At 71.8% G+C, this 20,839-nt stretch carries 17 protein-coding genes and 3 pseudogenes; 10 read left to right on the forward strand and 10 right to left on the reverse strand.

The window, feature by feature from the left end; translation table 11 throughout:
- Window positions 1-495: 495 nt before the first annotated feature.
- Window positions 496-789, reverse strand: a complete 294-nt coding sequence (locus tag SSBG_RS34720) for a hypothetical protein (protein WP_234010533.1) — start codon at window positions 787-789, stop codon at window positions 496-498.
- Window positions 790-1,411: 622 nt separating this feature from the next.
- Here SSBG_RS34720 and SSBG_RS14710 point away from each other — a divergent pair.
- Genes SSBG_RS14710 through SSBG_RS14725 form a run of 4 tightly spaced genes read left to right on the forward strand, consistent with a single transcriptional unit; the run spans window position 1,412 to window position 3,728 of the window.
- Entirely contained in the window at window positions 1,412-1,762 is a 351-nt protein-coding gene (locus tag SSBG_RS14710) for a hypothetical protein (protein ID WP_008746903.1), read from the forward strand.
- Between the two features lie 52 nt (window positions 1,763-1,814).
- The gene (locus tag SSBG_RS14715; RefSeq protein ID WP_050776777.1) at window positions 1,815-3,023 is read left to right on the forward strand and encodes a hypothetical protein; all 1,209 of its coding nucleotides are present in this window, start codon (window positions 1,815-1,817) and stop codon (window positions 3,021-3,023) included.
- Window positions 3,024-3,078: 55 nt separating this feature from the next.
- Window positions 3,079-3,327 carry a hypothetical protein gene (locus SSBG_RS14720; RefSeq protein ID WP_008746905.1) on the forward strand — a complete coding sequence of 83 codons (249 nt, stop codon included), beginning with the start codon at window positions 3,079-3,081 and terminating at the stop codon, window positions 3,325-3,327.
- The gene (locus SSBG_RS14725) at window positions 3,324-3,728 is read left to right on the forward strand and encodes a hypothetical protein (protein ID WP_008746906.1); all 405 of its coding nucleotides are present in this window, start codon (window positions 3,324-3,326) and stop codon (window positions 3,726-3,728) included. Before SSBG_RS14720 ends, SSBG_RS14725 begins: the two co-directional genes overlap by 4 nt.
- A 51-nt stretch (window positions 3,729-3,779) precedes the next feature.
- On the opposite strand, the pseudogene SSBG_RS14730 reads toward SSBG_RS14725, so the two are convergent.
- Window positions 3,780-4,034: pseudogene (locus tag SSBG_RS14730) on the reverse strand (LLM class flavin-dependent oxidoreductase); the annotation flags it as partial.
- 92 nt (window positions 4,035-4,126) lie between these two features.
- Here SSBG_RS14730 and SSBG_RS33235 point away from each other — a divergent pair.
- Window positions 4,127-4,294 carry a hypothetical protein gene (locus SSBG_RS33235; protein ID WP_158677779.1) on the forward strand — a complete coding sequence of 56 codons (168 nt, stop codon included), beginning with the start codon at window positions 4,127-4,129 and terminating at the stop codon, window positions 4,292-4,294.
- A gap of 139 nt (window positions 4,295-4,433) precedes the next feature.
- Complete coding sequence (gene gltX, locus SSBG_RS14735; protein WP_234010748.1) at window positions 4,434-5,810, forward strand: glutamate--tRNA ligase; 1,377 nt, start codon at window positions 4,434-4,436, stop codon at window positions 5,808-5,810.
- A gap of 236 nt (window positions 5,811-6,046) precedes the next feature.
- Here the strand turns inward: gltX and SSBG_RS14740 are convergent, their stop codons facing one another.
- From SSBG_RS14740 to SSBG_RS31225, 5 genes and pseudogenes are all read right to left on the reverse strand, one after another.
- Window positions 6,047-6,718: a bifunctional 5,10-methylenetetrahydrofolate dehydrogenase/5,10-methenyltetrahydrofolate cyclohydrolase gene (locus SSBG_RS14740; RefSeq protein ID WP_234010534.1), complete on the reverse strand. Its 672-nt coding sequence runs from the start codon at window positions 6,716-6,718 to the stop codon at window positions 6,047-6,049.
- A gap of 351 nt (window positions 6,719-7,069) precedes the next feature.
- Entirely contained in the window at window positions 7,070-7,738 is a 669-nt protein-coding gene (locus SSBG_RS14745) for a cyclodeaminase/cyclohydrolase family protein (protein ID WP_078491311.1), read from the reverse strand.
- Window positions 7,739-7,855: 117 nt separating this feature from the next.
- A complete protein-coding gene (locus tag SSBG_RS14750) occupies window positions 7,856-8,500 on the reverse strand; it encodes an RNA 2'-phosphotransferase (protein WP_008746911.1) in 645 nt (214 codons plus the stop codon).
- Window positions 8,501-8,759: 259 nt separating this feature from the next.
- A pseudogene (locus SSBG_RS14755) lies at window positions 8,760-9,629 on the reverse strand (alpha/beta fold hydrolase); the annotation flags it as partial.
- Between the two features lie 417 nt (window positions 9,630-10,046).
- Window positions 10,047-10,894: pseudogene (locus tag SSBG_RS31225) on the reverse strand (IS5 family transposase).
- A gap of 124 nt (window positions 10,895-11,018) precedes the next feature.
- Between SSBG_RS31225 and SSBG_RS14770 the strand changes: the two are divergent.
- From SSBG_RS14770 to SSBG_RS14785, 4 genes are read left to right on the forward strand one after another with little or no spacing between them, the layout of a single operon-like run.
- On the forward strand, window positions 11,019-12,092 hold the full coding sequence (locus SSBG_RS14770; protein WP_008746915.1) for an ABC transporter ATP-binding protein: 1,074 nt from the start codon (window positions 11,019-11,021) through the stop codon (window positions 12,090-12,092).
- Window positions 12,089-12,976, forward strand: coding sequence for an ABC transporter permease (locus SSBG_RS14775; protein WP_008746916.1), 888 nt, complete (start codon window positions 12,089-12,091; stop codon window positions 12,974-12,976). Before SSBG_RS14770 ends, SSBG_RS14775 begins: the two co-directional genes overlap by 4 nt.
- A complete protein-coding gene (locus SSBG_RS14780; protein ID WP_008746917.1) occupies window positions 12,973-13,884 on the forward strand; it encodes an ABC transporter ATP-binding protein in 912 nt (303 codons plus the stop codon). Before SSBG_RS14775 ends, SSBG_RS14780 begins: the two co-directional genes overlap by 4 nt.
- Window positions 13,885-13,902: 18 nt before the next feature.
- Entirely contained in the window at window positions 13,903-14,628 is a 726-nt protein-coding gene (locus SSBG_RS14785) for an ABC transporter permease (RefSeq protein WP_008746918.1), read from the forward strand.
- Between the two features lie 2,220 nt (window positions 14,629-16,848).
- On the opposite strand, the gene SSBG_RS14795 is transcribed toward SSBG_RS14785, so the two are convergent.
- From SSBG_RS14795 to efeB, 3 genes are all read right to left on the reverse strand, one after another.
- On the reverse strand, window positions 16,849-17,877 hold the full coding sequence (locus SSBG_RS14795) for an HAD family hydrolase (RefSeq protein WP_008746920.1): 1,029 nt from the start codon (window positions 17,875-17,877) through the stop codon (window positions 16,849-16,851).
- 5 nt (window positions 17,878-17,882) lie between these two features.
- Window positions 17,883-19,172 (reverse strand): serine--tRNA ligase, encoded by a 1,290-nt coding sequence (serS, locus tag SSBG_RS14800; RefSeq protein ID WP_008746921.1) that lies wholly within the window; start codon window positions 19,170-19,172, stop codon window positions 17,883-17,885.
- 739 nt (window positions 19,173-19,911) lie between these two features.
- On the reverse strand, window positions 19,912-20,839 hold a 928-nt coding region (gene efeB / locus SSBG_RS14805), incomplete at its 5' end, for an iron uptake transporter deferrochelatase/peroxidase subunit (protein ID WP_008746922.1).

Here is a 20,839-nt window from a genome sequence, read left to right on the forward strand (position 1 = left end):
CCCTCTCCCCCGCCGGCTCCCGGACACCGCAGACGGGCGCCGCACCGGCGCAGCCTCCAGCCACGGAGAATCGGCCGAAAAGGAGGAGGCAAGGCGAGCGCACGCCGAGGCGGTCGCGAGGGGAGGGTGGTCGCGTGGGCGAGGGCGAGGGTGACGTTGGCGGTGACGGCGGCGGTGGTGGCTGTGGCGCTGAGGCGGAAGTGACGCGGCTGGTGGAGGGAGCGCGTGTGACCCGCAGAGGCAGCGCCGTCTTGGTTGATGCTCGCCACCGGGAGCCCGGGCACTCCGCTCTCGCCGGGTCCGGGGCGGGACGATCTGGGGCGGAGGCGGATCGGGCCCGGGGAGGCGGGTCAGACAGCACGGGCCGAGGATGAGTCGTGCGGGTGAGGGGCGGGCGAGCACGGGCCGGGGCGATCACGTGTCCCACTCGCCACCGCCCCGTCCCTCCAAGCCCCGGGCTGGCTCTATCCCCGCAAGACCGAACCCACCGTCCCTTCACCCTCCGTCAGAGGGCTGAGCCAGCCCGTGCCGCGCGATGCTTTCGAAGACCGGCTGCCCGGCGGCGAAGCCGGAGTCTGCGATCCGCCGGCGCCGCGCGGGCTCGGTGCATCCGGCCTCGCGCTGACGATGCTGGCGGTGTGCGGAGTCCACAAAGGCGTCGAGCGAGGTGAGCATCGTGGAGCGGTCGCGTGGACGGCGGTGAGAGATCTCGTCCAACTCGCTCATGTCATGCCCAGCGGTCTCGTACGCCGGGCCCACTTCGCGATCGGCGCGCAGCGCCGCGTCCAACTCGATGGGCGTGCCGTCACGTACAGCTTGGGGCGTGCGTGGTCACCCAGCCCGCCCGTACCGCGCGGCGAGCCTGACCCGCGCGGCCCTGTCGCGGCGACGGCGACCGGTAACCGGGGCCGCTGCGCGCATGGTTCCGCGCCTCACGGTGGAGCAGGAGCCGCCCTCCTGCGTCACGGCGCTTCGGTGAGCAGTGGTCAAGCAGCAGTATGAACTCGGCTCGTCCGTAAGCACCTTCGCAGCCTTGGCGTTGAACCCGTCACCCCGGCGCCGACCCCGAGCGTGACCGGAAGCCGGAAGTTCGTTGACGTCACCAGAGTACCCAATCGCATACTCTGAGTTACTGTCGCTACCTCCGTCAGCGTGGGGACTGCCCCGAACCACGGCCCGTCCCGGAACGACCTCCACGACAGATGGTCGTACGTGTACGCGGCATGGAATCCGAGGTCTTTGGCCCGCCGCCAGATCTTCTGCCCTTCGGCCCATCGGTGGATGGGGAGGATCACCGTGCTCAGACGCATGGCCCCGACGATACGCGGGCCTCTCGCTGCCACGGGTATGCCGACGGAGCAGATTCGGGAAGCCGCTTCGACGTCGCGATGCGGGCCGCTACCGTGGCGTCATGGGCACGCTGGGCAGGGCCGAGTTTGAGGCCATGATCGACGAGGCGACGGTGGACGCCTACGGCGAGGACGAGCAGCGGACCGGTCTGTTCACCAGGCTTGGGGAGTACCTCGATCTGCCCTTCACCACCACGGTTCTCGGCATCGAGGTGACGGTGTGCGGCGTCGACCTCACGCTCGACGGCATGATCGTCGCCCTGTGCTCTCGCAGTCGCGTCCGGCAGTCGATCGGGATCCTGGATTTGCCGTTGCCCAGCCAGGCGCCCGAGGGGGCGAATGGGGTCTCCCCTGCTCAAGCGGAGCCGAGAGCTCGGGGAAGGATCGAGGCGTACCGCCACTGGGCCGGTTGAGGCCGGACACCTCTCACTTCACGCGGAACTGGCTCGTACGAAAGGGCTGAACGTGGCTGAGGCCGTACCGGGCGCACGTCAGGGTGCCCATGAACTGTCATTGGCTGATCTCATCGAGCGCAGCGCCGAATTGAAGGGGCGGCTGGTCACCTTCGCGCAGAGTGCCCGCTTCGACCGGTGGTTGACACCTCTCCTACTAGAGGCCGCTGGGCTTGAACGGCAGTTGGACGAGGGTGAGGCGATCCGGATCACCGACCACTTCATCCTGCGGTACCGGTTGCCGGACGGTTCGACCGTGGTGGACCGGTTCGTCGCCAGCCGGAAGGACTTGACCGCGGCCGACCGGGAGATGCTGCTCGGCTGGCGTGACCCGGTCGAGGGCGTCTTCGAGATCCGGCGCAAGGACGGCGATGCCGTCATCCTGCTGAACCTTGTCGACGACCTGGAGTACCGCACGTACTCGAACGTCGGGCGGGCGGCGTTCCGCGGCGTGTCCAAGGGTGGATTCCTCCATACCTGCCTGGTGCCCGTCCACTCGGCCGGCGGGGCGTGGTTGCTGTCCGGGGCGATGACGAGCTACCCCAAGTCCAGCGCCGCCGAGATCGCCCAGGCAGCTCTGCAACTGGCTACGCACCACCCTGAACTGGTTTTCCGCAACCTGGAGAAGTTCGAGCAGGGGTGGAAGCAGATGCGGGAGGACCGGGCCGCGTTCGTCGAGTTCTGCGGCTGCGACGAACTGGTTCTTCCTCCTTCCGAGGCCGAGGACCTCCTCAACGCCTACTATCGCCACCGCCAGGAGGCAGCCGTGGCCGCGCAGCCCAGCCGTGCCCCGCGCAGGCGGCTTGCCGGCCGGGACCTGCCCTTCTTCGAGCTGCCGTCAGAACTGGCGGACTCGGACACCGTCGGCGTCATCTACGACCAGGTCGACGGGCTCAACTTCTACGCCGACTACGGGATGCTGCGGGACCTCTTCGCGGACCCCGCCCTCGCAGGGCGCAGTCGGCACCAGGACCTGCTGCGCACGTACCTGCGCGAGGAGTCGATCACGCCACTGCCGATCCGCCGGCTGGCCACCGCTCATCCGGAGACAGCGGACGCCGTGTTCCGGAAGCTGCTGAGGAAGCCCGGATTCGTCTGGAGCGAACACGGCGACGCGCTGCTGCGCCGGCGCAAGCCCTGGTACTACGAGAGCAACCCGCGTCCTGGAGTGTCCGTGATCGGCGACCGTCTGAGTGAGCTGCTCGGTGGGGGCCAGCGCTGAGCTCGTAGGTGGAGAAGCCTGACAGATAGCGCGCATACCGCAGTATGCTGACTCCATGGCTGACACGACCCGCATCACGGTCACTCTGCCCACCGAGCAGGTGGCGGAGCTGAAGAGGCTCACGGACAACGTCTCCGGCTATGTCGCGGAGGCCGTCGCCCGCCAGATCAGGCACCAGTTGCTCGGTGAGGAGCTGCGCCGTTACGAGGAGGAGCACGGCGCGTTCACCGACGAGGAACTGGCCGCGGCCCAGGCCAGGATCTTCGGCGCGGGCGGGCACGAGGAGTCGGCGAGCGCCATGTGAACCTTCAGCGCATCGAGTCCGTCGTACTGGACTCCCAAGGGCTGTCCGCCTGGATCTCGCAGGACCGGGGTGTGCTCGCGATGATCCGGTCCTTCCATTCGATGGCTGCCGATCTGGTGGTCTGTTCCAACACCATCGTGGAAGTCATGCACGCCCGGGTGAACACCGCCCGGCTGAACTGGGTGTTCTCCCAGGTCAAGGTGGAAGCGGTGACCGAGCAGGCGGCCAGAGCCGCCGCCGGGCTGCTGAAAGAGGCCGGACTGCACGGCCACAAGTACGCGATCGATGCCACCGTCGCCGAGCTGGCGCTTCGCCGGCCGGGCCCGGTGGCCATGCTCACGTCGGACGTCGACGACATGGCCAAGCTGTGCGGTAGCCGCGTCCGACTCATCGCGCTCTGATCCTCTTCGGTCGGGACCACGCCGCCCGGTGTACGGCTTCCCAGGTCAGGCCGTGGTAGGCGAGCGAGGCTTGACTGACGTGACGAGGGTGCCCAAGCGCAGGTGTTCTGTGGCTGTGGCTGTGGCGGCGGCGGTGAGGGTGGGCAGGGCGCCGAACCAGGGGCCGTCGCGGAAGGTGCGCCAGGAGAGGTGGTCGTAGGTGTACGCCGTGTGGAAGCCGAGCTCTTCCGCGCGCTGCCACTTCGCGCGGCCTCCCTCGTGCCAGCGGTCGACAGGGAGGATCACGGTGCTCAGGCGCATGCTCATGCGGCCGAGCCTACGCCGGGAGCCGGATCGTGCCAGCTCCACGGCTCGCGCGCGGGGGCGACCCCCGTACAGCGGCTGGCTACAGTGCGGTCATGGGATGGATCGAGATCGAGCGGATACGGGAGCCGCAGACCTGCTACTGCGGGGCGCCCGTCAAGCAGACCGGCCGCTGGTTCACCCGGCGGTACTGCTCGCGCAAGCACCGGGTCCGGGGCCGCTTCCTCACCGCCGTGGTCTCCGTCCTCACCTTCCTCTCCTGAAGGCCCCGGCGCACCCACACCACCGAAGCCCGCCCTCCGCAAATCCCGCGACGGTCCACGCCCACACCCCCGGCTCGGTACCCTGGCTCCCATGTCCACTACCCCGCTCCGTGTCCGTTTCGCCCCTTCCCCCACGGGGATGTTTCACGTGGGTGGGGCGCGGTCCGCGCTCTACAACTGGGCCGTGGCGCGACAGTCCGGGGGGACGTTCGTTCTGCGGATCGAGGACACGGACGCGGCGCGGAACAAGCCGGAGTGGATCGACGGGATCGTGAGCGCGCTCGCGGCGATCGGGATTCACGGGGAGGACCCGGCTTTCGAGGGGCCGTACTTCCAGTCGCAGAACGCGGAGCGGCACCGGGAGGCGGGGCTGCGGCTGTTCGCCGAGGGGCGCGCGTACTACTGCGACTGCACGCGGGAGCAGTTGAAGGAGCGGACGGGCTCCGAGCACCTCGGGTACGACGGGTTCTGCCGGGACCGTGGCTTGCGGTACGAGGAGGGGCGGGCGCTGCGATTCCGGACGCCCGACGAGGGGGAGACCGTCGTGGTCGACCTCGTGCGCGGGGAGCCGGCGTTCCCCAACAGCGCCATCGAGGACTTCGTGATCGCACGCGGGGACGGGTCCCCCGTCTTCCTGATCGCCAACGTGGTGGACGACCTCGACGAGGGCATCACCGTGGTCATCCGGGGTGAGGAGCACCTGTCGAACACGCCGAAGCAGCAGTTGCTGTGGGAGGCGCTGGGGGCGCGGCCGCCGACGTGGGCGCACCTGCCGGTGATCGTGAACGAGAAGCGGCAGAAGCTCTCCAAGCGCCGCGACAAGGTCGCGCTGGAGGACTACCTCGCCGAGGGCTTCCTGCCCGAGGCGATGGTCAACTACCTCATGCTGCTCGGCTGGGGCCCCGGCGGGGACCGGGAGATCATGCCGTACGAGGAGCTGGAGCGGCTCTTCCGGATCGAGGACGTCAACACCGCGCCCGCGTTCTTCGACGTGAAGAAGCTGACCGCGTTCAACGGGGACTACATCCGCGCGCTGTCGCCGGAGCAGTTCGCCGCCGCCTGCGCCCCGTGGCTCGTCGCCCCGTACGCGCCGTGGCCCCCGGAGGCGTTCGAGAAGGACGTTTTCGAGGCCGCCGCTCCGCTGGCGCAGACGCGGGTGGCCGTGCTCTCCGAGATCACCAACAACGTGGACTTCCTGTTCCTCGACGAGCCCGTCGAGGACGAAGCGTCGTGGAACAAGGCGATGAAGCCGGGGGCCGCTGACATCCTGACCGGCGCGCGCGCCGAGCTGGCCGCGCTCGCGGACTGGAAGGCGGACGAGCTGAAGGCCGTCGTGCTCGCCGTGGGCGAGAAGCACGGGCTCAAGCTCGGCAAGGCCCAGGCCCCGATCCGCGTCGCGGTGACCGGGCGGACCATCGGACTCCCGCTCTTCGAGTCCATGGAGCTGCTCGGCCGCGAGCGCGTGCTCGCCCGCCTGGACGCGGCGGCCGGAAAGCTGGCCGCCGCGCAGGCGTAGCCGTACGCGCCTCGCCGCTCAGCCGGTCTTCGCGAGGAGGTCGGTCCACGCGGCGGCGAAGTACGGGCGGTCGAAGCGGGCCAGGGCCTCGTACGCGACCTTCGCCTCGCCCTCCGGCGCGTCCGCTCGTTCCCGTACCTGCGCCGCGAGCCTGCCGAGGTCCGGGGCCGGCTGGCCGGTGAGGGCCGCGACCCGCTCCCCGAAGACCGCTCCGCCGACCGCCCGCCGCGCCTCCCTCAGCCTCGCAAGCCCTCCCCGACACCCGCACCCTGTGCCGCCCGCACCACGTGTGCCAGCAGGAGGGCCGTCGTCACCGGGCCGACACCGCCGGGGACGGGGCTGAGCCCTCCGGCCACGCGTGCCGCACTTGGGTCGACGTCGCCCGTGAGGCCGCCGTCAGGGGTCGGGTTGGTGCCGACGTCGATGACGATCGCGCCGGGGCGGACGTGTTCCGCCGTGAGGAGTCCCGGCTGACCGGCGGCGGCGATCAGGATGTCCGCCTCGCGGGTGGCCTCCGCCAGGTCACGCGTTCGCGAGTGGCACACCGTCACGGTCGCGTCGCGCGCGAGGAGCAGTTGCGCGAGGGGTTTGCCGACGACCGTGGACCGGCTCACGATGACCGCCCGCGCCCCGAGCAGGGGGATGTCGTGGTGATCGAGCAGGGCGATCACGGCCTCCGCGGTCGCGGGGGCGAAGGCCGGCAGCCCGGCGGTGAGGCGGCCGAGTGACAACGGATTAGCGCCGTCCACGTCCTTCTCCGTCGGCACAGCCTCGGCGAGTGGCCGCGCGTCGACGCCTGCCGGCAGCGGGGTCTGGAGGATCACGCCGTGCACGGAGGCGTCCTCGCCGAGCCCGCGCAGCGCGTCCCGTACCTCCTCCGTGCTCGCCTTCGGACCGAGGTGCAGCACCTCGTGGAGCAGCCCCGACTTCTCGGCGGCGGAGAGAGGGAGCGTACGTACCAGGCACTCGACTCGTCGTCGGTCGCCGTCACGACGGCGAGCTTGGGCGCGCCCCCGGCCCGGCGTGCGACCTCGACGGCGGCGCGCGTCTCCGCGCGGAGCGAGGCGGCGAGCGCCTTGCCCGGCAGCGGGCGGGCGTTCTCACCGCTCTCGGTACCGGCCGTGTTCAGGGAGGTGTTCATGGGGCTCCTCGGTCGGGAGGGGGGAAAGGGGTGCGCGGCGCGGGGCGGGTGCGTGCGGCGGTGGTGCGGGCGTGGCGCGTCGGGGGCGTACGGGATGCCGGGCGCCCGCCCGGGGACCTCAGCCGTTTTCCGGCTCCAGCCGTCGTCTGACCTCCGCTGTGACCGCCTCCGCGCGGGCGAGGAGGGGATCGGTGCGGCCGAGCGTCGTGGTGAGGCGCTCGCGGGCGTCCGTGTCCTTGATGCCGCCGAGGTTGATCTCGACATTGACGCGCGCGGTGCTCGCGGCGGCCCGTGCGGCCTCGGCGGCGGCCGCGACGTCCGTGACGACGTTGGGATTGCCGAGCGGCAGTAACTCCTCGGCGAGGCTGACGATCCGCTCCGCGAGGGACAGGAGCGCGGCCGGGGGGGGCGCCGCGCCGAGCAGGGCCGCCGCGATGGCGCCGGAGCGGGCGGACTTCTCCTCGGGCGTGCCCTTCGGGAGCCGGTAGGCGTCGGTGACGGCGGTGAAGGCCGCGGCGTCCTCGTCGGCGAGCGTCAGCGCACGTTCGCGCAGGTCATCGGTCTCGGTCGTGATCTCGGCGATGCGCTCCGCGTGCGTGGCGTACTTCGGGCCCGTCGAGTAGCGCGCCACCATGGCGACGAGCGCCGCGCCCTGTGCCGCGTGCACGGCTGCCGCCGCGCCGCCGCCGGGGGCCGGTTCGCGCGCGGCGAGCCGGCCGAGGTAGGTGTCGAGCGGCGCGGTGCGCAACGCGGGTGCGGGGGCGTGGGTGCCTGGTGACTCGCTCATGGGGCGATTCTCCCGCGCGCGACGGGGACTTCGGAGGCTTTCAGGACCGTTTCGGCGGTGGGAGCGGTGGGAGCGGTGGGAGCGGTGGGAGCGGTGGGAGCGGCGGGGCGGTGGCGCTCAGCCAGTCCCGGGCTCCGGAAGGCCGAGGTAGCGGGGCGGTACGTGCGCGGTGAGCCAGACACCGTTGCCCGAGCGCAGGAAGGTGGCCCCGTCCTCGTGCCACTGACCGGCGCGCACGGTGAGGACGACGGGTCGGCCGCGTCGCGCGCCCACGCGCCGCGCCGTCTCGCGATCGGCGGAGAGGTGCACGTGGTGCCGCCGCATGGGCCGCAGTCCCTCTGCGCGGATCGCGGCGAGCGCGGCCGGTGCGGTGCCGTGGAAGAGGTACGGGGGCGGCACGAGCGGCACGAGGCCGAGGTCGACGGGGACCGAGTGGCCCTGCTGGGCGCGGATGCGGTCGCCTTCGACGGCGAAGCGGCGCTTGTCGTTGCCCGCGACGACCCGCGCGAGATCGGCACGCGTGGCGGGCAGCCCGTGACGCGCCGCTGCCTCCAGGAGCGGGCCGATGCCGGTCCAGCCCGCGTGGTCGAGCGTGATGCCGATGCGGTCCGGTGCGTGGCGCAGGTGGCGGGAGAGGAAGCGGGAGAGTGCGACGAGGCGACGGTCGAGGGGCGCGGCGAGGGCGTCCTCGGTCGCGGGCGTGTTCCCTGGCCCCTCTGCGGCCGCCCTCGGCGTTTTGTTCGGGACGCGGCTTTCGTTCATGCGTATCAGCAGACCATCGGATCAGTAAGACCGCACCGCGTTTTCGCCTCACTCGTATGGCTGAACAGGTTTGATCCACAAGCAACTCGACTTATCCACAGGGTTATTGGCTGAACTGTGGATAACTGGCGGGTATTTTGCGTCACTTGTCCAAGTATACGCCCGCAGTGGCAAGTTGTGTGATGAGCTATCAACACGTCTTCCAGGGAGGGGCCTTGGCCGGGGACTGGCTCGCCCCTCAGCCCTCCTTCCCGCCCAACTCTTCCTGCCGCGCGACGAACTCGGTGATCCAATTGGCGAGCAGCCTGGGTCGTGAGCGCGGCACCCAGTGCTTGGCCGGGACGGCGCGGCGCCGCAGCCCGCGCGGCGTCCAGTGGCCCACTTCGTCGTAGAGATAGGGCGAGAGGAAGGCGTCGCGCGTCGGGACGACGAGCTGCACGGGCACGTGGGCGAAGGCGTCCGGACGGGGCCTGCGCAGCCGGGGAAGGATGTTGTCGCGGTAGAGCCAGGCGCCGTTGGCGGCGTCGGAGGGGAGCGAGGCGGTCGGGTACGTGGCCGACGTGAGCTTCTCCGCGCGGCGCAGCAGCCGCGGCCAGAGCCGTCCGAGCGGTCCCCGCCAGGCGAGTTCCGGCAGGCGGGGCAGGTGGAGGGCGCCGATGTACCAGGACTTGATCCCCTGGTCCACGAGCTGGAGCAGCCCCTCCGGGCTCGGGTGCCGGCCGCGCGCGGCGTACCAGTGGCCGAGGTGGTCGAGCGAAGGCCCGGAGATCGACGTGAACGAGGCGATCCTGCCCTGCGTACGGCCCACGGTGGCGAACTCCCAGCCCTGCACGGAGCCCCAGTCGTGGCCGACCAGGTGCACGGGCCGCGTGGGGCTCACCGCGTGCGCGACGGCGAGGAAGTCGTCGGTCAGCTTCGGCAGCGTGAAACCGCCGCGCAGCGGTAGCGGCGCGCTCGAACCGCCGTGGCCGCGCACGTCGTACGTCACGACGTGGAAGCGGTCCGCGAGGAAGCCCGCGACCTCCCCCCACACCTCCTGCGAGTCCGGGTAGCCGTGCACGAGCAGGACGGTGGGCCGTGCCGCGTCCCCGCGTTCGAGCACCCGCAGCCGTACGCCACCGGTCTCCACCCAGCTCTCGCGGACATCGGCGGGGGCCGGGCCGTCCGGGGCGGCGGACGGCGTCGTACGGTCCGGAGCGTCGGCCGCTTCTGCACGGTCCGGGGCGTCAGCCGTGCCCGTACCGTCCGGGGTGTCGGCCGCTTCCAGCGGCTCCGGGTCGTCGTCGTGCCCCGTGCTCGTACCGTCTTCCGCTCGTCGCTCCGGCACCGTGCCCCCTGGTCCGTCCGGCGGACCGCGTACGGGTCCGGCTCCGGTGACGACCGTCCCAACCCCGTGCCGTCCGCGTCAAGACCCGGTGTTACCGCAGGAAACCCCGAGGGAGCTGCGGAAACCTTCCCGCGCCGGGACGGCAAGGGCGAAACCGCAGGCCGGAGCGGTCCCCTCCGGGCGCGTCCCTCCGGGGCCCCTAGCGCCTGTCGTCAAATGTCACGCCCACATCAGGAGTGAGGCGAGGGCAACCGCCGCTTCGTAGGATTGCGCGGTCTTGTCGTACCGAGTGGCGATGCCCCGCCATTGCTTCAGGCGGTTGAAGCACCGTTCCACGACGTTGCGGTGCTTGTATGCCTCGCGGTCGAAGGCCGGCGGGCGGCCTCCTCGGCTGCCTCGCCGGGCCCGGTTGGCTATCTGGTCGGCTCGCTCGGGAATCGTGTGCGGGATCCCGCGGCGGCGGAGCCAGGCGCGGATCGCCTTCGAGCTGTAGCCCTTGTCGCCCAGGACATGATCGGGCCGGGCCCGAGGCCGTCCCGGTCCGAGGCGGGGCACCCGGATCGCCTCCATGACCGTGGTGAACCGGGTGCAGTCGTTGGTGTCGCCACCCGTGACGACGAAGGAGAGCGGGCGGCCCCGCCCGTCGCAGGCCAGGTGGATCTTGCTGGTCAGCCCGCCTCGGGACCGGCCGAGGGCCGGGTCGCGGAGCCCCCTTTTCGGGCTCCGGCCGCGTGCTGGTGAGCGCGGACGACCGTGGAGTCCACCGACACCAGCCACTCGATGTCGCCTGCCGCATCCGCTTTCGCCTGGGCGGCTCGCAGCATCCGCTCGAACGTGCCGTCCATCGCCCACCTGCGAAAACGCGTGTGGAGCGTGGCCCATGGCCCGTAACGCTCGGGCACGTCCCGCCAGGCCGTCCCGGTCCGGAACTTCCACACGATCCCGTTCAGCACCCTGCGATCGTCCAGCCGCTTCCGTCCCCGCGACGACTCGGGCAGCAACGGCCGGACAAACTCCCACTCGGCATCGGACAGTTCATGACGACGTATCACGGCACCATGATCCATCAGTGGCGATCATTTGAAGACACCCCCTAGCTAGGGGTACCCGTAGTACCCGAGAGGGAGCCGAAGACCAATCCACAGGCTGACGACCGCCGCGGTCCGGGCCACTAGCGTCATTCTCGTGACTGTGATCGCGACCGAAAGCCTGAGCAAGCGGTACCCCAAGGTGACCGCACTCGACCGGCTCACCGTGGAGATCGGGCCCGGGGTGACCGGGCTCGTCGGCTCCAACGGGGCCGGCAAATCCACCCTGATCAAGATCCTCCTCGGCCTCTCCCCGGCCACCGAGGGTCGGGCCGCCGTGCTCGGACTCGACGTCGCACGCCAAGGCGCCGACGTCCGCCGCCGTGTCGGCTACATGCCGGAGCACGACTGCCTGCCCCCGGATGTCTCGGCGACCGAGTTCGTCGTCCACATGGCGCGCATGGCGGGGCTCCCGGCCACCGCCGCGCGCGAGCGCACGGCCGACACCCTCCGGCACGTGGGCCTCTACGAGGAGCGCTACCGCCCCATGGGCGGCTATTCGACGGGCATGAAGCAGCGCGTCAAGCTCGCACAGGCCCTCGTGCACGACCCGGACCTCGTCTTCCTCGACGAGCCGACGAACGGGCTCGATCCCGTCGGCAGGGACGACATGCTCGGCCTCATCCGCCGTGTGCACGCCGATTTCGGTATCTCCGTCCTCGTCACCTCGCACCTCCTGGGCGAGCTGGAGCGCACGTGCGACCACGTCGTCGTGATCGACGGCGGCGCCCTGCTGCGCTCCAGCTCCACGAGCGACTTCACGCAGACGACCACGACACTGGCCGTCGAGGTCACTGACTCCGACACGCACCCGGACGGCACCAAGGCCCTGCGCGAGGCGCTGACCGCCGCCGGGGTCGCGCTCGACACGGGGCCCGCCGAGGCGGCCCTGCCGGGCGCGGGCCACATCCTGCTCCTGGAGGCCGCGGGCGAGCAGACGTACGACCTCGTCCGCGACACCGTCGCCGACCTCGGCCTGGGGCTCGTCCGCATGGAACAGCGCCGCCACCACATCGCCGAGGTCTTCCGCTCGACCGCGACGACCGCGACCGCCACCGAGGCGCCGCAGGGGCACGGCGGCCCGGCCCTGCCCCAGCCCGCCGGCGCTCCCCCGTCCACCGCCGCACCCGCCGGTCCAGCCGCCGGCCCGTCCCCGCAGGAGGTGCGGAAGCGATGACAAGCCCCGCCGGGTCCTCGACGATCCACGACATCGGCTACCGCCACTACGACGGCCCCCGTCAGGGCCGCACCGCGATCCGCCGCGCGCTCTACGTGCAGTCCCTGCGCGGGAGCTTCGGCCTCGGCCGCGCCACGAAGTCCAAGGTGCTGCCCGCCCTGCTCTTCGGCGTCATGGTCCTCGTCGCCGGCATCATGGCGGCCGTCACCATCGCGGCGAAGCTCAAGGACCTCCCGCTCGACTACACGCGCTTCGCGATCGTCATGCAGGCGGTCATCGGCCTCTTCCTCGCCGCCCAGGCCCCGCAGGCCGTCTCGCACGACCTGCGGTTCAAGACGATGCCGCTCTACTTCTCCCGCCCCCTGGAGACGGCCGACTACGTACGGGCGAAGTTCGCCGCGACGGCGACGGCGCTCTTCATCCTCACCGGCACCCCGCTGCTCGTGATGTACATCGGGGCGCTCCTCGCCAAATTCGACATCGCGGAGCAGACCAAGGGCTTCGCGCAGGGACTGGTCTCCGTGGCGCTGCTCTCGCTCCTCTTCGCCGGAATCGGGCTCGTCGTCTCCGCCGTCACCCCCCGCCGGGGCTTCGGGGTCGCGGCCGTCATCGCCGTGTTCACCATCAGCTACGGCGCGGTGAGCACCCTCCAGGGCATCGCCTACACGCAGAGCAGCGGCAGCGCCGTCTCCTGGCTCGGGCTGTTCTCGCCGATCACGCTCATCGACGGGGTGCAGTCCGCCTTCCTCGGTGCCTCCCCGGCCTGGCCCGGCGCCGAGGACCCCTCGGTGGCGCAGGGGCTCGTCTTCCTGCTCCTGGTGCTCGGCCTCGTCGCCGGCTGCTACTCGCTCCTGCTGCGCCGCTACCGAAAGGCCGTGCTGTGACCACCCTCCACCTCGACCACGCCTCCCGCTGGTTCGGCAACGTGGTCGCCGTCAACGACGTCTCGATGACGATCGGCCCCGGCGTCACCGGGCTGCTCGGGCCCAATGGCGCGGGGAAGTCCACACTCATCAACATGATGGCGGGCTTTCTCGCCCCGTCCAGCGGCACCGTGACCCTCGACGGCGCCCCGATCTGGCGCAACGAGCAGAGCTACCGCGCGATCGGCCTCGTGCCCGAGCGCGAAGGCATGTACGACTTCCTCACGGGCCGCGAATTCGTCGTCGCCAACGCCGAGTTGCACGGACTGGACGACAAGGCGGCCGCACGGGCGCTCGCCACGGTCGAGATGGAGTACGCGCAGGACCGCAAGATCTCCACGTACAGCAAGGGGATGCGCCAGCGCGTCAAGATGGCCTCGGCACTCGTCCACGAGCCGTCCGTGCTGCTGCTGGACGAGCCCTTCAACGGCATGGACCCGCGACAGCGGATGCAGCTCATGGACCTCCTCCGGCGCATCGGCGACGAGGGCAGGACCGTGCTCTTCTCCTCGCACATCCTGGAGGAGGTCGAGCAACTCGCCTCGCACATCGAGGTGATCGTCGCCGGGCGGCACGCGGCGAGCGGCGACTTCCGCCGTATCCGCCGCCTCATGACCGACCGGCCGCACCGCTATCTCGTCCGCTCCAGCGACGACCGCGCGCTCGCCGCGGCGCTCATCGCCGATCCGTCGACCGCCGGGATCGAGGTCGATCTCAAGGAGGACGCGCTGCTGGTCCAGGCCGTGGACTTCGCCCGCTTCACCACGTTGCTGCCGCAGGTCGCCCGCGCGGGCGGCATCCGTCTGCTCACCGTCTCGCCGTCCGACGAGTCGCTGGAATCCGTCTTCTCCTACCTCGTCGCGGCCTAGCGGGCCGGAAGGAGTCCGATGTACCACCCCACTGTCGCCCGGCTCACCTACCGGGCACTGCTCGGCCGACGCCGCGCGCTCATCCTTTTCGCCCTGCCCGTTCTCCTCCTCGTCCTCGCCGTCGGCACCCGTGTCCTCGCGGGCGCCGACGACAGGACGGCGGGAGACGTCCTCGGAGGCTTCGCGCTCGCCACGATGGTCCCGATCATCGGGGTCATCGCCGGGACGGGTGCGATCGGCCCCGAGATCGACGACGGCTCCGTGCTCTACCTGCTCGCCAAGCCGGTGAAGCGCCCGACGATCATCTTCACGAAGCTGATCGTCGCGATCGCGGTGACGATGGGTTTCGCCGCCGTCCCGACGCTCATCGCGGGTTTCATCCTCAACGGCAACGGACAGCAACTCGCCGTCGCCTACACCATCGCCGCCCTTGTCGCCTCCATCGCCTACGCGGCGATCTTCCTCCTCCTCGGCACGATCACGCGGCACGCGGTCATCGCGGGGCTCGTCTACGCGCTGGTCTGGGAAGCCCTGTTCGGCTCCTTCGTCGCCGGGGCCCGAACGCTCAGCGTCCAGCAGTGGGCGCTCGCGGTCGCCGAGAAGGTCGTGGGCCGCCCGGACCTGGTCAACTCCGACGTGAGCCTGCCGGTGGGCATCGAGCTCCTCGTCGCGGTGACGGGACTCGCCACCTGGTACGCGGGCCAGAAGCTCCGCAGCCTCAAACTGGCGGCGGGGGAGGAGTAGCGGGGGCGAGGCGCCAGCGCGTCGCCGGATGGTTCTGGGCGGGGCGGCGCGGGGGTCGTGCGGGGCCCGGCGGGGTGGTGCTGGGCCCCGCCGGCGCTGAGCGGTGCGGGTCCGTTCTGGTCTGGGGGTGGGGCGGCGCCGGTAGTGCTGGTGAAGGGGGGCGGGTCGGCAGGGGACGAGGTCGGGCGGGGCTCTGCGGCCGGGGGCTTGAGGCGGGCGGTGCCCAGGGGAGGCGGGAAGGGTCCGTGCACGGGCGTCGCGTGGGACGTGGGACCGGGTACCAGGGCACCCGGGTCTTTGGGCCTGGAGCGGTTCTGCGGAGGCCCCGGGGCGGAGACTGCTGCGGGCCTCGTGCGGACTGCGGGTCGAGGTGCGGGGGTCTTGTCTCGGTGCGGGCGGGGCGTGCACCTGGCTCGCGGAGCCGTGCGGAAGCCGCGTGGAGCGTGGGCCGTGGCATCGGGGCGCGTTGGACGGTTCTGCGGCCGGGGGCTTGAGGCGGGCGGTGCCCCGGGAAGGCGGGAAGGGCCTGTCCACGGGCGTCCCTGGGACGTGGTGCCGGGTGCCGTGGCACCCGGGTCTACGCGCCGGGGGGCGGTTCTGCGGAGGCCCCGGGGGCGGAGGCTATTGGGGTCCTCGTGCGGACTGGATGCCGAGGCTCGGGGGGCTCGCTTCGGGTGTGTGGCGGGCGTGCAGCTGGCTCGCTCGGGACTTGGGCGGATTGCTTGCTGCGGGCTCGGGCTCGGGCTCGGGCTGCGGGCTCGGGTGCGGGGCAGGCGGCGCCCGGGGCGCGCGAGGGGCTCTACGGGGGCCGGGCGGCTGGGCCGGGCTCGTGCAGGCCGGAGGCGGAGAGCGTCCGGGAGCTGTGGGCGGATCGTGGTCGCCGTGTCCAGGGGCCGTCGGGGGACTCACGCCGTTCTGATGGCGGGCGCGCGACACTGGAGAGGCAGGGACGGATCGGTACGAAAGGTGCTTAGTGCATCTAGTGGGCCGAGCCGATGGAGGCGAGCCGCCGGTTCCCGGACTCGTGAGGAGCGGAACCCATGACCGGACACGACACCCCACCCCCCGGAGAGCCCGACCCCGGCGCCCGCCGTCGTGAGGCGGAGCGCGGTGGGGAGCAGGGCGCACGTCCCGGTGAGGAGGCGAGGGCCCACGATCCTCGTACGGGTGCGGGCACTGGCGCGGGATCGCGCGGCGACGCGGAGACGGGGGACGGTTCTCCGGCGGGGGCCGGGGGCGAGACCGGGGGAGCCGGGAGTGGCGTGGACCGGCCCGCTGACGGGGAGCCCGGGCGCGAGGCGGGCACGGACGGGGGTGGGGACGGGGACTGGGACGACGTGGAGTTCGACATGGACTTCATACGTGCCGCCGACACCACGGAGCCGTCCGCGCGGGCCCGGATGCTCGCCGCGCGCTGGCGTGAGGAGGGTGGTCCGCCGTCGCCTCAGCCGTGGCGTTCGGACGAGCCGCCCGCAGGCTGGTTCTTCAGCCGTTCCCGACGGGCGCGGAGACGGAGGAAGCGGCGCGGGGAGGGGTGAGCGAGGGCGGGAAATCGCTCTCCGCCGTACGGGGCTTCGGCCTGTGCGGTGTGCCGTAGCCGAAGTTCGCCGATCGAGGAGGGAAGGCGGCCGAAACGTAATGAAAAAGGCCTGGCGCGGGCGGGCGGCGGCGGGCAGAGTTGTGCGTGCCGGACCCCTCACCCGAGTCCGGTCTCCACGGGGAGAGGAACGTGGCGCGGACCTCCGCGTCCCCCACGCTCCCGAAAGGGCGGACCCTCGCGGCCGAGCAGCTCCGGAGTCGACACACCTCCGCTCCGTCGAGCTTCCCCGCGGACCCGCCCGGGGGCGGGTTTAATGGTGCCCCTTGTCCCCCCGGGGCCGCCCCACCCCCTGGGGGGTTGACCCGTACCCCCACACCCCCCCCGCCGGCGTACGGGGGGGCCCGGAAAACGGGCCCCAAAACGGAGGGCCGCGCGCGGGGCTTTTGCCCCGGACGGGCGTTTGCGGGGGGAGCACGGCCGGTCCGATGGCCGTCGCGCCCGCCACCGTCGCCAGCCCGGCCCCGGGAGCGGACGCGCCCACCGCCCGGCGCCCCGCGCCGGCCGCCCCGCGCCTGCCACCCACGGCCTTCCACTCGCCGCGCACGGCTCCGCGCCCGCCCCCTGCCCAGGCCCCGCTGCCCCCAGCCCGCACCGGCCGCCCGCTATCCCCCCGCCGCTTCTCAGTGCGACAGCAACCGCTCCAGTACGGTCGCGATTCCGTCCGCGTCGTGGGAGAGGGTGGTTTCGTCGGCGAGGGCCTTGAGGGACTCGTGGGCCTCGGCCATCGCGACGCCGTAGGCGGCCCAGTGGAACATCGGGATGTCGTTGGGCATGTCGCCGAAGGCGATCGTCTCGGCCGGCTTGACGCCGAGGCGGCGGGCGGCGATCGAGAGGCCCGTGGCCTTGGTGAGGCCGAGGGGGAGGAGTTCGACCACTCCCTCGCCCGCCATCACGACGCCCACGAGCTGGCCCGCGATCGACTGGGCCACCGCGGCGAGGGCGGTGGAGTCGAGGGCGGCGTGCTGGATGTAGACCTTGTTGATCGGCTGTTCCCACAGCGCGGCGGCGCGGTCCGCGTCGTCCAGCCGGATCGAGGCGAGGGCGTCGCTCAGGGTCTCGTAGCCGGGGCCGGTGAGGACGTCGCCGTCGAGGCCGTCGCGGCTGACGGCGAGGGCGAGCGGCCCGGTGACGTCCTCGATCAGCTCGATCGCGCGCCGGGCGAGCCCGCGTTCCAGCGTCACCGAGGTGAGCAGCCGCCCGCTCCCGGCGTCGTAGACCTGCGCGCCCTGCGCGCACACCGCGAGCCCCTGGTAGTCCAGTTCTTCCAGGACCTTCTTCGTCCAGGGCACCGCGCGTCCCGTCACGACGATGTGCGGTGCGCCCGCCTCCGCCGCCGCGAGGAGCGCGGCGCGCGTACGCGGCGAGACGGTGTCGTCGGAGCGCAGCAGTGTGCCGTCGAGGTCGGTGGCGACGAGCCGGTAGGGGAAACCGCCGGTCTCCCGGGCCCGTCCGGGCGCGGAGACCTGCCCCGGTACGGGCGCCCTCCCGGCACCGGCCGCCCCGGCCCCCGTACCGGCAAGCCCGGCCTCCGCACCGGCCGCCGTACCCGCGAGCCCGGCCTCCGCATCAGCCGCCCCGGCCGCCCCGGCCCCCGTATCCGTACGCTCGGCCCCCGTACCGGCCGGCCCGGTCCCCCTGCCGGTGGGCAGCCCGCTCACTTGGTGCCGGCCGTCGCGACCGGCTCCAGGACCTCGCGCCCGCCCAGGTAGGGGCGCAGTACCTCCGGCACCCGGACCGAGCCGTCGGCCTGCTGGTGGTTCTCCAGGAGGGCGACGATCGTGCGCGAGACGGCGCACAGCGTGCCGTTGAGGGTCGCGAGCGGGCGGGTCTTCTTGCCGTCGCGCATCCGGATCGACAGGCGCCGCGCCTGGAACTCGGTGCAGTCCGAGGTCGAGGTGAGCTCGCGGTACTTGCCCTGCGTCGGAATCCACGCCTCGCAGTCGAACTTGCGCGCCGCGGAGGAGCCGAGGTCACCGGTCGCGACGTCGATGACGCGGAACGGCAGCCCGAGCGAGGTCAGCCACTGCTTCTCCCACTCCAGGAGCCGCCGGTGCTCCGCCTCGGAGTCCTCGGGAGCGACGTACGTGAACATCTCCACCTTGTCGAACTGGTGGACGCGGAAGATGCCGCGGGTGTCCTTGCCGTGCGAGCCGGCCTCGCGGCGGAAGCACGGCGAGAAGCCCGCGTACCGCAGCGGCAGCCGGTCCGCCTCGATGATCTCGTCCATGTGGTAGCCGGCGAGGGCGACCTCGGAGGTGCCGACGAGGTAGAGGTCGTCGTCCTTGAGGTGGTAGACGTCCTGCCCGGCCTGGCCGAGGAAGCCGGTGCCCTCCATCGCCTGCGGACGGACGAGCGCGGGCGTGAGCATCGGCGTGAAACCGGCCGCCGTGGCCTGCGCGATCGCGGCGTTGACGAGGGCGAGTTCGAGGAGCGCCCCGATACCGCTGAGGTAGTAGAAGCGCGAGCCGGAGACCTTCGCGGCGCGCTCGACGTCGATGGCGCCGAGCAGGTGGCCGAGCTCCAGGTGGTCCTTGGGCGCGAAGCCCTCCGCCGCGAAGTCGCGGATCGTGCCGTGCGTCTCCAGGAGGGCGAAGTCCTCCTCGCCGCCGACGGGGACGTCGGGGTGGACGAGGTTGCCGAGGCGGCGCAGGAGGTCCTGCGTCTGCGCGGCGGCGTCGCTCTGCTCGGCGTCGGCGGCCTTGACGGCGGCGGCCAGCTCGCCCGTCCGCTTCAGCAGCTCCTGCTTCTCGTCCCCCTGCGCCTTGGGGATGAGCTTGCCGAGCTGCTTCTGCTCGGCGCGCAGCTCGTCGAAGCGAACCCCGGAGGAGCGGCGGCGCTCGTCGGCGGCGAGGAGGGAGTCGACGAGCTCGACGTCCTCTCCTCGGGCACGCTGCGAAGCGCGCACACGGTCGGGGTCCTCACGAAGCAGGCGAAGGTCAATCACAGAGCCAGGCTACCGGGGCGCCGGTCCCCGGCTCGACCGGGATTCGGGGCGCATCGGCTCGCGGGCGTGATCTTTTACGCGGCCCGCTTGAGTAGTAAGGGCGAAATGGGTGATTTGCCGGAATGTGGGGAGGGGTTATCCGGCATTCCTCGGAGTGGGCCGCGCTTCCCGGCGTACGGTCGCGGAGGTCGCGAGGGCGGCGCGGGCCGCAGCCTTCGCGCGAGGGCGCGGGAGCGCCCCGGCCGGGGGTCCGTGAGTGACGCGGTGCGGTGACCGTGCGGGGGCCGCGCGATCGCCGCTCGGGGCGCTGTGAGGGCGGTCGCCGCACGGAGTTGTCCACAGGGGTGGGTGTCTCCGCGAAGTTATCCACAGGCTGCGGATGCGCGTTGTGGATGTCGGAATGCGGAGTTCCGAATCCAGCCGTTCGTTCCGTGGATTTCCCTTTCGAAACCTTGTGGACGACCCCTTTCGGGTGGAAATTCGCGTTCTCATAGAGTTGATCAAGGGAAAAGCGGCACGGAATGGCGCCGAACCGGCCGGAGCGGCCAGGAAAGGACTGTGGACGGACTTCGTGACCGTAGGGGTCGCTAGGGCGATTTATCGACCATGTCGGGCGCTTCTGTCGACTTGTCCCCAGCCGCGGAGCCGTGCCTGTGGATAACCCTGTGGACAACTTCTTCATCTTGTACGACCGCAGTGCGGCTCGTGTGAGGGTGTGGCGTCATCCCCGTCATTCCCGTCATCCCTCCAGCAGTGCCTGCCCCACGTACTCCCCCTTCGCCGCGCCTCCCGGTACCGCGTAGAGCCCGCTCGCCTCGTGGCGGATGTACTCGGAGAGCGCGTCGCCGCGGTCGAGCTTGCGCTGCACCGGGACGAAGCCCCGCAGCGGGTCCGCCTGCCAGCACAGGAAGAGCAGCCCCGCGTCCGGCACACCGTCCGCGTCGATGCCGTCGTGGTACGAGAACGGGCGGCGCAGCATCGCGGCCCCGCCGTTCTGGTCGGGCCGGGTGATACGGGCGTGGGCGTTGAGCGGGATGACGAGATCGCCGCTCTTGTCCGTCGCGTCGAGCTTCGGTTCGGTCCGCTCCCCGCCGCCGGTGAGCGGGGCGCCGGTGGATTTCCGGCGGCCGATGACGTGCTCCTGCTCCGCGAGCCCGAGCCCCTCCCAGTCGTCCAGCAGCATCCGGATGCGGCGCATGACGACGTACGAGCCGTTCGCCATCCACGCCGGGCCGTCCCCCGGCGCCACGAAGACGCGCTGGGCGAAGTCCTTGTCGCTCTCCTGCGGATTGCCCGTCCCGTCGAGCTGGCCCATGAGGTTGCGGGCCGTCCTGGGGCTCGCGGTCGCGCCGGGGGAACGGTTGAAGCCGTTCATCTGCCAGCGCACCCGCGCCGTCCCGCGCGCGTCCTTCTGGAGCGCGTTTAGTGCGTGGAAAGCGACGAGCGCGTCGTCGGCGCCGATCTGCACCCACAGATCGCCGTTGCCGCGGTTCGCGTCGAGGTGGTCGGAGCTGAACTGCGGGAGCGGCGCGAGCGCTTCGGGCCGCTGCTTCTCCAGCCCCGTACGGCCGAAGAAGCTGTGCCCGAAGCCGAGGGTGACGGTGAGCGAGGCGGGCCCGGCGTCGAGCGCGATCTCCCGTGTCGTGCCCGTCCGCCGCCGCCGTCTT

This window comes from Streptomyces sp. SPB074 (assembly GCF_000154905.1).
GTDB lineage: Bacteria > Actinomycetota > Actinomycetes > Streptomycetales > Streptomycetaceae > Streptomyces.